Here is a 14,472-nt window from a genome sequence, read left to right on the forward strand (position 1 = left end):
GTTTCTATTTATCTTTATAATGTGTTTAAAATCAGATGTTATGAAATATTTATCTCCAGAAATTGAAGCATGGTCTAAAGATTCAAATACTAAATCGTTAGTAAGGCCAGGGGTGTCATGTGGCATTTTTCAAGAATATAATGTAAAGACGTCAAGTCCTACTCATAATCAGCCACCTAAAACTAAGCAGAAGAAATAAGTAATATTTTTTGATTTATTGCAGAAGACATTATCGATTTGATTGAATAGTAAATAAGATAATACTATGATTAGAATATAGTATGATCTTAATTTCTATTGTACTTTTGTAATATGAAGAAAGGTGTTTTACTTGTTAATCTAGGGTCTCCGGATAGCCCTAGTCCAGAAGATGTAAAAAAATATTTAGGAGAATTTCTAATGGACGAGCGTGTCATAGATATTCCTCAATTAGCTAGGTTGGCTCTTGTTAAAGGTATTATCTTAAAAACAAGACCTAAAGCTTCGGCAGCCGCTTATAAAAAAATATGGTGGGACGAAGGGTCTCCGTTAATTGTTATCTCGGAACGATTAGCAGCGAAAGTGCAACAGGAAGTTAAATATCCCGTAGCCTTAGCGATGCGTTATGGATCGATGACTATTAAAAAAGGCCTTCAAGAATTGGTAGATCAAGGTGTAGATGAGGTATTCTTAATTCCTTTATATCCGCAGTTTGCAATGGCTACTACCGAAACCATTTTAGTTTTGGCTGAAGAATTACGTCAAAAATATTTTCCAAACATAAAAATAGATCATTTACCGGCATTTTATAATAAGCCAGATTATATATCGGTGCTTAGTGCATCTGTAAAACGCCATTTAGAAGGGAAAACTTACGATCATGTACTGTTCTCCTATCACGGTGTTCCAGAACGTCACATTAAAAAAAGTGATGTCACAAAATCGCATTGTAAAATAGATGGTTCTTGTTGCGTAACGCCTTCAAAAGCTCACGAATTTTGCTACAAACACCAGTGTTTAGAAGTAACACGCTTGGTTGCAGAACAACTTGGATTGGAAGAAGGTGCATTTTCGACATCGTTTCAATCTCGATTAGGTTTTGATCCATGGTTACAGCCTTACACCGATAGAACTATTGAAAGATTAGGTTTAGAAGGCACCAAAAACATGGCGATAATTACGCCTGCTTTTGTAAGTGATTGTTTAGAAACTTTAGAGGAGATAGCTATGGAAGGTCAGGAGCTTTTTCATGAAGTTGGTGGAAAAGAATTCACTACAGTACCTTGCTTAAACGACGACGCTGAGTGGTCTGCATTGTTAGGAACATGGATCAACAATTGGGCAGATAATTCAGTCAAAGCATAACAATGAAAGAAAAGGTTTCTGTCGATTTAGGAATAAAACCCATTAGTCAGCTTTTAATTAAGCAGTCTGTGCCCGCATCTATAGGGATTTTGGTTATGTCTCTAAATGTTCTTGTAGATACCATTTTTGTAGGAAACTGGATTGGATCTATAGCGATTGCAGCGATAAATATAGTTTTGCCTGTTTCCTTTTTTATTGCTGCCTTAGGAATGTCCATTGGTATTGGGGGGTCTTCTATTATTTCACGAGCTTTAGGAGCAGGGAATAAGGAAAAAGCGCTGGCTACTTTTGGTAATCAAATATCATTAACTCTTCTTTTAATTACCGCCTTTGTTTTTCTAGGCTTATTTTTTAACGATGAAATTATTTTAGCTTTCGGAGGAAAAGGTGATATTTTTGATCCGGCAAAAACATATTATAATATTGTAATGTATGGGGTGCCGTTTCTAGGATTCTCGATGATGGGTAACAACGTTATGCGATCAGAAGGAAATCCGAAATTCGCCATGTATTCCATGATGATTCCGTCTGTGGGGAATCTTGTTTTCGATTATTTATTAATCCATACTTTCGATATGGGTATGGCTGGAGCCGCTTGGGCGACTACGGGATCTAATCTCGTGGGTTTTCTTTTTGTGCTTTGGTATTTTTTGTCTGATAATTCTTCATTAAAAATAGATTGGTCTTATTTAATATTAAAATGGGAAACCATCAAAGAAATAGGTTCATTAGGGTTTGTAACACTTGCGCGTCAGGCCGTCGTTAGTGTTACTTATTTATTTATGAATAATATATTATTTCGTCTAGGAGGCGAGGTCTCGGTAACAGCTTATGCGATTGTAGGTCGTATGCTTATGTTTGCTTTATTTCCTGTATTTGGAGTAACGCAAGGTTTTCTTCCTATTGCAGGATATAATTATGGGGCAAAGCAGTACGATAGAGTGCGAGAATCTATCAATATCGCTATTAAATATGCGGCAGTTTTAGCAACTATTGTTTTTATCTTACTCATGACGTTTCCAGAAACAATTACTAAAATGTTTACCCAAGATGCAGAAGTCTTAAAAGAAACACCAGCTGCTATGCGTTGGGTTTTCGCGGCGACGCCTATTATTGCTTTGCAGTTAATTGGAGCGGCATATTTTCAGGCTATTGGGAAGGCCAGGCCTGCATTATTGTTAACGCTTACTCGTCAGGGGTTTTTCTTTATACCTTTAATTTTAATTCTACCTGAATTTTATGGCGAGTTGGGCGTATGGATGTCGTTTCCAATTTCCGATGTCTTGGCTACTGTAGTAACCGGGTATTTTTTAAACCGAGAAATAAAAACAGATCTAATTAATAAGAGTACAACCGCTTAATCCGTAATTATGGAATACTACAATTATATAAAATCGCTTCATCTTATTTTTGTCATCACTTGGTTTGCAGGGCTTTTTTATATTCCTAGGTTATTTGTATATCAAATAGAGTCTTTTCATAAACCTTCTCCTGATAAAGAAATTTTAGGCGAACAATTAAAATTAATGACTAAGCGCTTGTGGTATATTATTACATGGCCTTCAGCAATTTTAGCGTCTATTTTCGCTATTTGGTTACTTATTCTAATGCCCGCTTGGTTACAAGAGCCCTGGATGCATGTAAAATTAGGATTTGTTGTTTTACTGATTATTTATCATTTAAAAACCCATCAATATTTTAAGCAATTACAAGTCGACGATGTCCGTAAAACCTCTAGTTATATGAGACTTTGGAACGAAGGGGCCACTTTTATCCTTTTTGCGGTAGTATTTCTAGTTATATTAAAAAGTAGTTTTGATTGGATTTTTGGTATCGTTGGAATATTTGTACTCGGCGTGTTAATCATGCTTGGATTTAAGGTTTATAAACGTATACGAGCCAAAAACCCCAATGCATAAACAATGGCTTGATTATTGTTACCTTTAGGGCACGATAATTACTCATGAAATTAAAAAAAATCTCTTTACGACTACGTATTTTTGTCGCCATGCTTTTTGTGGTGGTATTGGCTTCTATTTTAATAGTTGGCGTTGCTATTTATCAGTATGGAGAAGAGGCTATCGATTACCATCAGCAGCGCTTAGAACGTAAGCAGAAAAACATTAAATCTCACCTTAGTTTTGTTATTAAACAGACATCTTACGAGGTTAAAACGGAGAAAATCCCTTATATCTTTAAGAAGAAAATTTATGAAATAGCCAATATTCATAATTTACAAATTAATCTATACGATTTAGACGGTTCCATATTAACATCTTCTAGAGCTGGATTTTCACAAGATTCTTTGCAGGAATGTATTAGCGCCGATATTCTTAATACATTATCCAATACTGCAGAACATACTTTTGTAGAGACTAAAAATGAAAATCATAAAGTTTATCAGTCGTCGTATACTTATCTTACCGACCAGAAATTTAAGCCTTTAGCGATTATAAATTTGCCCTACCTGGAAGACGATGATTTTTTAGCTAGAGAATTAGACGAGTTTTTAGAGCGTATTAGTTATGCGTATCTGTTTATGCTTGTTTTGGCTTCGGCAATTGCATTCTTTTTAGCTAATTATATCACGAAATCTATTAAAACAATAAGTGATAAAATTAATACAACAACTTTAGAGAAACGCAATGCGCGTATTGAAGTTGAAGATGCTAGCGAAGAGATTTCAACCTTGGTACAATCGTATAATAGTATGATCGATCAGTTGGAAGAAAGTGCACAACGGTTGGCTAAAAGTGAGCGTGAAGAGGCTTGGCGAGAAATGGCGAAGCAAGTGGCTCACGAAATTAAAAATCCGTTAACTCCGATGCGATTAACGGTTCAAAATTTTCAGAGAAAGTTTAGTCCAGACGATCCTAATATTAAACATAAAGTAGAAGAGTATTCCGAGACTTTAATTCAGCAAATAGATACCATGAGTTCTATAGCTTCCGCATTTTCTAATTTTGCAAATATGCCTGCCCAGCAAAACGAAACGGTTAATGTGGTAAATACGGTGCGTTTGTCTTTAGATATTTTTAATAAAGATTATATCGTGTTCTTGGCGGAAAGGGAAGAGATTATCACCACTTTCGATAAGACCCAATTGATTAGGGTGGTCACGAATTTGGTTAAAAATGCAATCCAGGCAATTCCAGAAGATCGTGTTCCTAAAATTGTGGTTCATGTGTCTTTACATGGCGGCGAAATAAAAATCACGGTTTCAGATAACGGAGTTGGTATTGCAGAAGGCAATGAAACCAAGGTGTTCGAGCCTAAGTTTACGACCAAAACTAGTGGTACAGGTTTAGGTTTGGCAATGGTAAAAAATATAGTTGAATCTTATAATGGTAACATTACTTTTATGACGCAACTTAATAAAGGGACCACATTTATTGTTACCTTTCCTAAAACTTAGATTATGATTTTTAATATTTTATCAGAATTTCAGGATGGTATTACTACAATCACCATTAATAGGCCAACAAAACTTAATGCGTTAAATCGCGATACTATAAACGAATTACATCGTGCTTTTAAAGCAGCCGATAAGGATAAAGAAACGCGTGTTATTATTGTAACGGGAAGTGGTGAAAAGGCTTTTGTTGCAGGTGCGGATATTAGTGAGTTTTCTAATTTTGACGAAAGTAAAGGAGCTAAATTAGCCGCAAAAGGACATGAATTGTTGTTCGATTTTGTAGAAAATTTATCTACTCCAGTTATCGCTGCTGTAAATGGATTTGCATTAGGAGGAGGTTTGGAATTAGCAATGGCTTGTCATTTTAGAGTTGCTAGTGAAAATGCTAAAATGGGATTGCCAGAGGTGTCGTTAGGTGTTATTCCAGGTTATGGAGGGACGCAACGTTTACCACAACTTGTAGGGAAGGGTAGAGCTATGGAAATGATCATGACGGCAGGTATGATTACCGCAGAGCAAGCTTTAAATTATGGACTGGTAAATCACGTTGTACCGCAAAGCGAATTGTTAACTTTTTGTGGAGGTATCGCGAATAGAATTAAGAAGAATTCTCCAAAGGCTATAGGTGAAGCTATAAAATCTGTAAATGCTGGCTTTAAATCTGGTGTAAACGGATATAAAAAAGAAATTAAAGGTTTCGGTAAATGTTTTGGAACCGAAGATTTCACCGAAGGTACTACGGCATTCTTAGAAAAGCGAAAAGCAGAGTTCACCGGAAATTAAACATAAAAAAAGAGTGGACTAATTTAAGTCCACTCTAGTTATTTTACGACCTCTACAACTATATACTAAAGTATTCGATATACTGTCTGCCGTTTGCACTTATAACGACCTTGTATTTTCCAAGATGAGAAATAGGTAATTTGTAAATACGTTCTGTTTTAATGCTGTTCTCAATGTTTTCTGAGTACATTAAATTGTATCCAGATTTGTTTCTATCATCATGATAAATTTCTATTTCTAAAGTTTCTTTCTCCAAATCTAATTTAGAAACATATACTTTATTGTCTTTAACACTGACTACGGGTTTAAAAATAATTTTCTCCCCACTTTTGTCAAAATTCACTTTGTTATTTGCTACTTTAAAAGGTATGATCTTGATTTGGTAGTCTTTTTCGTGTTCAAAAAAATAATTTCCATCGGGTATGGCACTTAAATCATATCTGCTACTAAAAAGACCTTCTTCTTCAATCATCTTTCTGTAAAGCGTTATCCCATTAATATCTTTAATAGATAAGAGCTGTCCTGCTTTTACATTATTAAGTGTTAACGTGATTTCCATGCTATTTATTTCCAGAGGGGAAATAGTACCGGCGAAACTTGTTGCGATGCTAGTAATCATAACTAACATGCAAATACTGTGTGTGATTACTTTTTTCATAATTCAAATTTATTATCGATTAACATGTTCAAATATAGATAGTTATCGGAGTGTAGAAAACATCTATATTGGCTACTTTGTGTGCGATTTTAACCGTTAAATTTGAGTTATTTAATTGTAAGGTTAATATACTATATGTTTTAGTTAATTAAAGATATATTGCGATGCCTCCTGCCGTTCTAATGTTTGCTAACTTAACTTCTAATTGCATTTTGTGGGAAGTTGATATGCCTCTTAATGGAGGCTCTTTATTTATTCTTAGATTCTGTGATTTGTAGAAGCGTTTAAATTTAATTAAAGATAAAAGTAGACGCATAAGATGTTAAAATAACATAGAAATTTATGAGTCTTCTGGTATTAAGCTAATAATTATTTTGTTCGATAATTATAATGCCTCGTTAGTCTTAATCTTTTTGAAGAATAAAAATAGTTAACACATACTACTTCTTTGAAGTAACGATATATTTAAAATTAGGGCAAAAAAAAGAGTGGACTTATAAAGTCCACTCCAAAATTATTTAAAATTTTAATCTTTTTAGATGCTAAAGTATTCTACGTATTTTCTTCCGTTTGCACTAATCACCATTTTGTAATTTCCTGATTGTTTTGCAGAAAGTTTAAAAGCACATTGAATATTTGTAGTGTTTGTTATTGTTTCTTTATGAACATTTTTGTAGTTCTGATTATTATCTACATCATAATAAATTGCAACATCTACATTTTCTTTATCAAGTTCTAATTTAGATAAATAAACGTAATCGTTTACTAATCGTACAACAGGCTTATAGATCACTTTTTCGTTTGAAGCATCGAAAGTTACATCTCCAAAATTCACTTTAAATGGTATAACCTTAATTTGGTTAGATTTATCGTGTTCGAAAAAATATGTTCCGTTTGGTAAATTCGAGAAGTCAAATGTATGGTTACTGCTTCCAGATTTCTTTAAAGTCTTTGAGTAAAGAGTAAAACCATCTAAATCTGTAATAGATAAATTCTGCCCTACTTTTACATCTTCTAATGTTAACGTTATCTCATTCTTTCCCTTATCATCAAAATTAGATGACATACTGCTCGTAAAATTTGATGCTAAACTAGTTAGTGTTACTAGTAGGCAGATACTAAGTGTCATTGCTTTTTTCATAATTCAATTTTTTTATCGATTAACATATTTCAAATGTATAGCCTTATGGGGCAGTTAAAAACATCTAAATTGGCTGCTTTGTGTGCTATTTTATCAGTTTACTAACTAACCATAGTGTAGGCGGTTAATATGGTATATGTTTGGGGTAATTCTACGTATATGAGGGATTTGCGGTTGTGCTAAGTTAACATCAATGTGCGTTTAATATCGTTTTTTTTGGGCATAAAAAAGGGTGGAAAATATGTCCACCCTAATCATTCAGTTTATTTAAACGTATGTCTTGTCTTTATTCAGATTCGTATTTTCCCATGTATCTTTTCCATAATTCTGTTTGGTGAGATTCTAGCGAAATATCACGGCCATCAATAAATGCTTTTGTAAGAGTATTGGTTCTCATATCTAAAGCATCGCCTTCCGAAATAAATAAAGTAGCACTTTTTCCTGTTTCTAAGGTGCCGTAAGTATCGGCTATGCCTAAAATTTGTGCATTATTCCCCGTAATTAAAGATAAGGCGATTTCTTTATCTAAACCTTGTCCTGCAACTTGACCCGCATAGAACGGTAAGTTTCTTGTTTGGAAATTCTCTAAATCGGAGTTTTGTAATCCAACTAATAAACCAGCGTCAGATAATAATTTAGGTAGTTTATACGGTAGGTCGTAATCTTCATCCTCAAACTGTGGTCTGCTATGTGTGGCCTGTACTAGTACTGGAATTTCATTTTGTTTTAAGAAGTCGGTTACCTTGTAAGCCTCATAACCACCAACCAATACAATGTTTTTTATGTTTTCATGCTTAGCAAGTGTAATAGCATCTATTATTTCTTTTTCTCCATTGGCATACACATAAAGATTCTGAGAGCCTTTAAATAGCCCTTGCATGGCCTTAAAAGGAGCATGTTCCTCCTTAGAAACAGCTTCTCCGTACGCTTTTGAATTCTGAATAAAAGATTTAATTTTCGCTATTTCTTCCTGATAGTTGTCATTTGGTTTAAAAGCGCTAGCCGAACGATTATATCTAAAACTATTTGGCCAATGTAAATGAATACCATCGTCTACTTTTACAGCGGCGTCTTCCCAGTTCCACGCATCTAGCTGAACAATAGATGAGGTTCCTGATATCTCACCACCTTGAGGTGTTATCTGAGCCAGTAATACCCCATTCGGACGCATACTCTCTACAACTTTAGACTCGGCATTATACGCGATTAAACTACGTACGTGTGGGATAAATTCTCCTATTTCATCTTCGTCTTTACTTGCTCTTACTGCATTAATTTCGGTTAAACCTAAAGCTTTGGCAGGGGCAATAAAACCTGGATAAACATGTTTTCCGGTTCCGTCAATCTTTTTTCCTTTTCTGGCAATCTTCACCTTAGCATCGCCAACGAAAGTTAAAACGCCACCTTCGAACATGATTAACGAATTCTCGATTATTTTTCCGTTCCCTAAATGTGCTGTTGCACCTTCTATAACTATAGCTTCCTTTTGTACAGATGCTGGTGTTTGCTGTGCCCAAGAAAAAGATCCACAAAGTAAACCTACAAGCACTAGTATTTTATTATATATATTCATGATCGTTTTATTATTAAAGTGATTCGCAAGTCATTTCTTCTTTACTCTTTCCAATTGGCTTTTGAGTCTTTTTACCTTTAGATTTATCCTGAAGCATCAAGTCAACTAACTTTGCACGTTCCTTTTGTATGTTTTCACGTTGTTGTTTGTCTTTTTCGATATCAAAATAAACGGCACCTTCTATAATTGTTTTTTCTGCTTTCGCATAAATAGACATCGGGTGATCGTTCCAAAGCACTAAATCGGCATCTTTACCTTGTTTTATACTCCCAACTCTCTCGTCTATATGTAATAATTTAGCTGGATTAATCGTTACCATTTTCCAGGCCTCAAGTTCAGACATACCTCCGTATTTTACGGTTTTCCCGGCTTCTTGATTCAAGCGTCTAATCATTTCCGGATCGTCACTATTAATTGCTACAGTTATACCTTGTTGTTGCATAATTGCGGCGTTATAAGGTATGGCATCGTTAACTTCGAATTTATACGACCACCAATCGCTAAAAGTGGCGGCTCCAACTCCGTGCTCTGCCATTTTATCGGCTACTTTGTATCCTTCTAAAATATGTGTGAATGTATTTACCTTAAAGTTGAAACTATCGGCAACCTTCATAAGCATATTAATTTCACTTTGCACATAAGAATGACAGCTAATAAAACGTTCGCCATTAAGAATTTCTAATAACGTTTCCATTTCCTGGTCGTAACGATAAGGTTCTCCGCTTTTTTTAATTTCGCCGTATTCTTTCGCACGTTGGAAATAATTTATAAATACCTGTTCTACTCCCATTCGTGTTTGCGGAAATCTATTTGTGCTTCCCCAATTGCTTTGTTTTACATTTTCACCTAAAGCAAATTTTATAAATTTTGGAGAGTTATCGTATATCATATTATCTGCAGTCTCTCCCCATTTTAATTTTAATATGGCAGACCGACCTCCAATAGGATTTGCAGAACCGTGAAGTAATTGTAGGGATGTTACACCTCCACCAAGAGCGTAATAGATACTAATGTCGTCCGGATCTACAACATCTTCCATCGTAACTTCGGCAGAAGAATTATGTCCAGACTCGTTTATAGATAATGCGGCAATATGGCTGTGTTCATCTATAATACCAGCAGTTAAGTGCTTGCCGGTTGCATCTATAACTTTTGCTTTTCCAGAAGAAAGATCTTTCCCTATTTTGGCAATTTTACCATCTTTAATTAAAACATCTGTATTCGTTAAAATACCTTGGTCTTCACTAGTCCATACCGTAGCATTTTTAAATAGTAAAGTTTCTTGCTTTGGAAGTGTTTCATTTCCGTATCCAAGATTTGGATAAGTAATAGGGGTAAATGCTGTAGGTTCTTCGCTTTCGTCTTGGTTTTCTTTAACAGTAAATGCAGCAGTTTGTTTAGCATTGAAAGGAGTTGTTCCATCTGCGGTAACCACTTTCCCGCTAAACGATGTTGGGTTAGATGAAATTAAACTGGTAAATCTATAGCTTTCTGAAGATGCATCTGAAAAAGACATTGTTAGCCAGTTGTTTTCAAAATTAAATTTAGACTTTAACGTTGTAGAGTCTTGTTTTATAGTCGCCTTAGGACTATCGGCAGAACCGCTAACTGTTAGGTGGAAGACTTTAGAATTGGCAGTAATGCTGTATTCGCCTCTAATGTCTGTGATGTTAGCTTGGGTAATTAGGTTCTTTTTTCCTTGTACCCAGTTTTCGTATAAAATGGTTTCTTTATCAAAATAATCGCCAGAGGTAATTATAAAATTAGCTTCCATACCTTTTTGTAAGGCTCCAATTCTATTGGTTTGTCCTAATATTTGTGCAGGTATAGTGGTTAAGGCTTCCAAAGCCTTAGTTTTAGAAAGTCCGCGATCTACAGCTTCAATAAGTTTGGCTTTAAAGGTTTTGGTCTCCTTTAAATCGTTTAGCGTAAAAGAAAATGATATGCCATTATCTGCTAATATTTTTGGGTTAGACGGTGCCTGATTCCAATAGCGCATATCTGATAAAGACACTTTTGATTCGCTAAACGGATCTGAAACATCGTAGGCATCTGGGAAATTTAATGGTAAAATTAATTTAGCGTTAGTGGCTTTTATGGCTGAAACCATTTCATATTCGTCTCCACCTCCAAGAATGGTGTATTGAATACCAAATGCATCTCCAATCTTATCGGCTCTAACAATATTGCTTTTATTTCCACCTTCAAAGATCTGAACAAGGTTTTTATTGTTGTTTAATGCTTCTAGTGAACGGTCAATGTTGTTAATGTTTCCTTTGGCATACCAATCTGCATCGTGATAAAATTGTCTTAATAATGCTGTTGCTCCCATTAATGATGTTGGGTAAGACTGACTCTTCACACTACTTTTCTTGAATGAAAAATATTGCGCAGAGCGGTCGTTAAGGATACGGTCGGCATTGGTTCCATTTTCATTTAGAGCGACTAAAACACCTGTACCACGTGCTATACCATCTTGCAAATGTGTATTTACAACTCCAAAACCAACGGTAAGCAATTCTTTTGCTTTTTTGTTGTCAAAATGAAAGGTTTCAACGGCATCTGTTTCTGGCATAATATGGTCGTTCCAGTAGAAACCATCTCTTGTAGCATCGTATTGTGCAGATCTGCCACGACCTCCTGTTCTGCTAGGTATTGCAACACCAAAGTCTGAATAGACATCTATAAAGGAAGGATAGATAGTTTTGTTTTTGGTATCAATAATAACGGTGTTTTTAGGAAGTGCTAGTCCTGCTTTTGCGGACACAACTTTACCGTCTTTAATTAATAAAGTTCCAGATTCTATTACTGTTGTAGGCGTTACATAAATTTTAGCATTTATAAAAGCTGTGTAATTATGATTGTTGGATTTAACACCTTTACTTTCGGGGAAGTAATCTTGTGCATTTACAAGGTTACTAAAGGTAATTAAGAGTAATGCAAATAGTAATTTTTGTCTCATTTAAAAATTATTTAAGTTTAGTGTAGTTAGGAGTTTTCGGTGTTGTTAATACCGAAAGTGATTACATTAAATATAAAGAGAAGATTAGTAAAAATTCCCTTTCTATAGTGGCTTAAAGGTATAATTAATCTAATTTAAATGTATTTGATAATTAATTTTATTTGTCAATTTTTAAATGGATTTGGCATTAAAAAGCGGGTTTAAATTAAAATTTATTATTTAAGGCCTTAGTTGCCGATTAAACCTGAAGAAAGAATGGAATACAATTAAATCTGTAAGTTCAGCTTAAGATAAAGATATTTGGATAAGCGGTATGCAAACCGTTGCATGATTTGTTATGGATTGTAGGACAAACATGTGTTTTTTAAACAAGAAAAGGGTGGAAATAAATTTCCACCCTCATCACTAAACTAAATTTAAATAGTTATTGCTATTAACCTATTAAAACTTAGGTTTTGAAATGCCCAATATGGATTGATCCATGGGCATTTATAAATATTTTTTAATTGTAGTACTAGTATGTATCAGACTTTAGGGTATAAAAAAAGAGTGGAATAACCAGTTCCACTCTTACAAACAAACTAACTAAATTTAATAGTATAACTTACTATCTATTAAAAACTAGATTTTAAAGTGCTCAACGTAGTTTTGTCCGTCGGCATTTATAATAACTTTATAACTTCCTTCTGGCATATCAGATAAACGGTATGCGCGTTCTATCTTTATAGTGTCTGAAATGTTTTCTGTATGTACCAGTGTGTAACTTTCTGTATCTGCTTTCGAGTAATATATGTTAAACTCTACATTGTCCTTGTTTAACTCTAACTTAGAGAAGTAAATGTGATTGTTTCTTAAACTCACGAAAGGCTTATATACTTTTTTCTCGTTTTTCTTATCGAATGTAGCTGTACCAGAATGCACGGTAAAAGGGATATGAGTTGTGTATATTTCCTTTTCATGTTCGAAATGATATACTCCGTTTGGTAATTCAGTAATATCAAACTTATTATTGAATGCTCCAGATTTTGCTAAAACAGTGTTGAAAAGTAAAACACCTTTTTCATCTTTAATTGATAACTTCTGACCCGCTTTTACATCGGTTAATGTTAATACAATTTCTACTTTATCTTTATCATCCTTATCAGAAGAAGAGATACCAATATGTGTAGATGCAAAACTTGAAGTAAATGCTAGAAGACAGATTGTAAGTGTTATTATATTTTTCATAAGTGTTTTTCTAAACGATTAACACTGCAAAGATATGTGGCTTATATGTACAAGAGAACAACAATATTGGCAGTTTTATATGCTATTTTACCCGTTAGAATAATGTAAAATTTCGGCTAGGTTAATTGAGCATATAATTGGGTTAATCATGTGTATATTCTGGTGTTCTTGCAAAATATACCAGATGTACGTTGTTTATTAAATGAAGTGGTTAATAATATATGGTGTCTTGATATGTCGATTACTTAATACAAGATTAAGGCATTCTTATATATAAAAAATGAGAAGGTCGTGCAGTCCTTCTTATGAAACTTTAGGGCATAAAAAAAGAGTGGAATAACCAGTTCCACTCTTACAAACAAACTAACTAAATTTAATAGTATAACTTACTATCTATTAAAAACTAGATTTTGAAGTGCTCAACGTAGCTTTGTCCGTTGGCATTTATAACAATTTTATATTCTCCTTTTTTGTTTTCAGATAAGCGGTATGCGCGTTCTATTTTTATAGTATCCGAAATTTTTTCAGTGTGTAATAATGTGTAGTCACCTGTATTTGCTTCTAAATAATAGATGTTAAATTCTACACTGTCTTTATTTAACTCTAATTTAGAGAAATAAATGTTGTTGTCTTTTAGGCTTACAAAAGGCTTGTATACTTTTGTTTCGTTTTTTGTGTCGAATTTAGCTTCACCAGAACTCACAGTAAAAGGAATGTGAGATGTGTAAACGTCTTTTTCAAGTTCGAAGTGGTAGTTTCCGTTTGGTAAATTGGTAATATCAAATTTGTTATTGAAATTTCCTGATTTTACTAAAGTTGTATTAAAAAGTAATACACCGTCTTCATCTTTAATTGATAGTTTCTGACCAGCTTTTACATCGTTTAATGATAATGTAATTTCTATTTTATCTTTATCGTCTGCTTTAGAAAAAGCGTTGTTAGTAAAAGTCGATGCAAAACTTGATGTAAGTGCTAAAAAGCAAATGGTAAATGTTATTATATTTTTCATGAGTGTCTTTCTTAATGATTAACACTGCAAATATATGCGCGTTCTAACTACTAGAAAACATCGATATTGGCAGTTTTGTGTGCTATTTTAACTGTTAAATTAATGTAAATACGCTCTTGGGGTAATTTAGCATAGGTTTGGGTTAATCGCGTATATAATAGGCGTTTTTTTGGTTTAGATTCTGAAAAAAGGTCTGATTAAAATGTGTGCTTTCTAAAATAATATGTTTATTAGGTAGGAGTAAGACCTTGTACTTATATAATATCTAATTGTGTGAAACACGTTGAGGTTGCAGATTAGGGTAAAGTGTACTGTTGAGGTTTTTGTTGAAGGTCTTGCGATTTTAAAAATTGTGCATAA

The 14,472-nt window shown here is 34.0% G+C and carries 12 protein-coding genes; 6 read left to right on the forward strand and 6 right to left on the reverse strand.

Annotation, left to right across the window (positions count from 1 at the left end):
- Positions 1-40 precede the first annotated feature (40 nt).
- From ACKC83_RS05480 to ACKC83_RS05505, 6 genes are all read left to right on the forward strand, one after another.
- A complete protein-coding gene (locus ACKC83_RS05480; protein WP_414035779.1) occupies positions 41-199 on the forward strand; it encodes a hypothetical protein in 159 nt (52 codons plus the stop codon).
- Positions 200-312: 113 nt separating this feature from the next.
- A complete protein-coding gene (hemH, locus tag ACKC83_RS05485) occupies positions 313-1,344 on the forward strand; it encodes a ferrochelatase (RefSeq protein ID WP_414035778.1) in 1,032 nt (343 codons plus the stop codon).
- Between the two features lie 2 nt (positions 1,345-1,346).
- Positions 1,347-2,705 (forward strand): MATE family efflux transporter, encoded by a 1,359-nt coding sequence (locus ACKC83_RS05490; RefSeq protein WP_434037308.1) that lies wholly within the window; start codon positions 1,347-1,349, stop codon positions 2,703-2,705.
- Positions 2,706-2,714: 9 nt separating this feature from the next.
- Entirely contained in the window at positions 2,715-3,263 is a 549-nt protein-coding gene (locus ACKC83_RS05495; RefSeq protein WP_414035776.1) for a CopD family protein, read from the forward strand.
- A gap of 44 nt (positions 3,264-3,307) precedes the next feature.
- Positions 3,308-4,759, forward strand: coding sequence for a sensor histidine kinase (locus ACKC83_RS05500; protein ID WP_414035775.1), 1,452 nt, complete (start codon positions 3,308-3,310; stop codon positions 4,757-4,759).
- Positions 4,760-4,762: 3 nt separating this feature from the next.
- The gene (locus tag ACKC83_RS05505) at positions 4,763-5,542 is read left to right on the forward strand and encodes an enoyl-CoA hydratase/isomerase family protein (protein WP_434037309.1); all 780 of its coding nucleotides are present in this window, start codon (positions 4,763-4,765) and stop codon (positions 5,540-5,542) included.
- A gap of 58 nt (positions 5,543-5,600) precedes the next feature.
- Here ACKC83_RS05505 and ACKC83_RS05510 read toward each other — a convergent pair whose 3' ends face one another.
- The 6 genes from ACKC83_RS05510 to ACKC83_RS05535 all read right to left on the reverse strand — a co-directional run bounded on the left by ACKC83_RS05510 (position 5,601) and on the right by ACKC83_RS05535 (position 14,112).
- On the reverse strand, positions 5,601-6,200 hold the full coding sequence (locus tag ACKC83_RS05510; protein WP_434037310.1) for a hypothetical protein: 600 nt from the start codon (positions 6,198-6,200) through the stop codon (positions 5,601-5,603).
- A gap of 535 nt (positions 6,201-6,735) precedes the next feature.
- Positions 6,736-7,266 (reverse strand): hypothetical protein, encoded by a 531-nt coding sequence (locus ACKC83_RS05515; RefSeq protein WP_434037311.1) that lies wholly within the window; start codon positions 7,264-7,266, stop codon positions 6,736-6,738.
- A 361-nt stretch (positions 7,267-7,627) separates the two neighbouring features.
- Positions 7,628-8,914 (reverse strand): amidohydrolase family protein, encoded by a 1,287-nt coding sequence (locus ACKC83_RS05520; protein ID WP_434037312.1) that lies wholly within the window; start codon positions 8,912-8,914, stop codon positions 7,628-7,630.
- A gap of 13 nt (positions 8,915-8,927) precedes the next feature.
- Entirely contained in the window at positions 8,928-11,876 is a 2,949-nt protein-coding gene (locus ACKC83_RS05525) for an amidohydrolase family protein (RefSeq protein ID WP_434037313.1), read from the reverse strand.
- Positions 11,877-12,497: 621 nt separating this feature from the next.
- Entirely contained in the window at positions 12,498-13,103 is a 606-nt protein-coding gene (locus ACKC83_RS05530) for a hypothetical protein (protein ID WP_434037314.1), read from the reverse strand.
- Positions 13,104-13,506: 403 nt separating this feature from the next.
- Positions 13,507-14,112 carry a hypothetical protein gene (locus ACKC83_RS05535; protein ID WP_434037315.1) on the reverse strand — a complete coding sequence of 202 codons (606 nt, stop codon included), beginning with the start codon at positions 14,110-14,112 and terminating at the stop codon, positions 13,507-13,509.
- Positions 14,113-14,472 lie beyond the last annotated feature (360 nt).

Source organism: Formosa bonchosmolovskayae (assembly GCF_051016085.1).
Lineage (GTDB): Bacteria > Bacteroidota > Bacteroidia > Flavobacteriales > Flavobacteriaceae > Formosa.

What these genes read in the sequence shown, in the direction of transcription:
- ACKC83_RS05480 (WP_414035779.1), top strand. Translation starts at nt 41, where the DNA reads ATGAAATATTTATCTCCAGAAATTGAAGCATGGTCTAAAGATTCAAAT.
- hemH (WP_414035778.1), top strand. Translation starts at nt 313, where the DNA reads ATGAAGAAAGGTGTTTTACTTGTTAATCTAGGGTCTCCGGATAGCCCT.
- ACKC83_RS05490 (WP_434037308.1), top strand. Translation starts at nt 1,347, where the DNA reads ATGAAAGAAAAGGTTTCTGTCGATTTAGGAATAAAACCCATTAGTCAG.
- ACKC83_RS05495 (WP_414035776.1), top strand. Translation starts at nt 2,715, where the DNA reads ATGGAATACTACAATTATATAAAATCGCTTCATCTTATTTTTGTCATC.
- ACKC83_RS05500 (WP_414035775.1), top strand. Translation starts at nt 3,308, where the DNA reads ATGAAATTAAAAAAAATCTCTTTACGACTACGTATTTTTGTCGCCATG.
- ACKC83_RS05505 (WP_434037309.1), top strand. Translation starts at nt 4,763, where the DNA reads ATGATTTTTAATATTTTATCAGAATTTCAGGATGGTATTACTACAATC.
- ACKC83_RS05510 (WP_434037310.1), bottom strand. Translation starts at nt 6,200, where the DNA reads ATGAAAAAAGTAATCACACACAGTATTTGCATGTTAGTTATGATTACT.
- ACKC83_RS05515 (WP_434037311.1), bottom strand. Translation starts at nt 7,266, where the DNA reads ATGTCATCTAATTTTGATGATAAGGGAAAGAATGAGATAACGTTAACA.
- ACKC83_RS05520 (WP_434037312.1), bottom strand. Translation starts at nt 8,914, where the DNA reads ATGAATATATATAATAAAATACTAGTGCTTGTAGGTTTACTTTGTGGA.
- ACKC83_RS05525 (WP_434037313.1), bottom strand. Translation starts at nt 11,876, where the DNA reads ATGAGACAAAAATTACTATTTGCATTACTCTTAATTACCTTTAGTAAC.
- ACKC83_RS05530 (WP_434037314.1), bottom strand. Translation starts at nt 13,103, where the DNA reads ATGAAAAATATAATAACACTTACAATCTGTCTTCTAGCATTTACTTCA.
- ACKC83_RS05535 (WP_434037315.1), bottom strand. Translation starts at nt 14,112, where the DNA reads ATGAAAAATATAATAACATTTACCATTTGCTTTTTAGCACTTACATCA.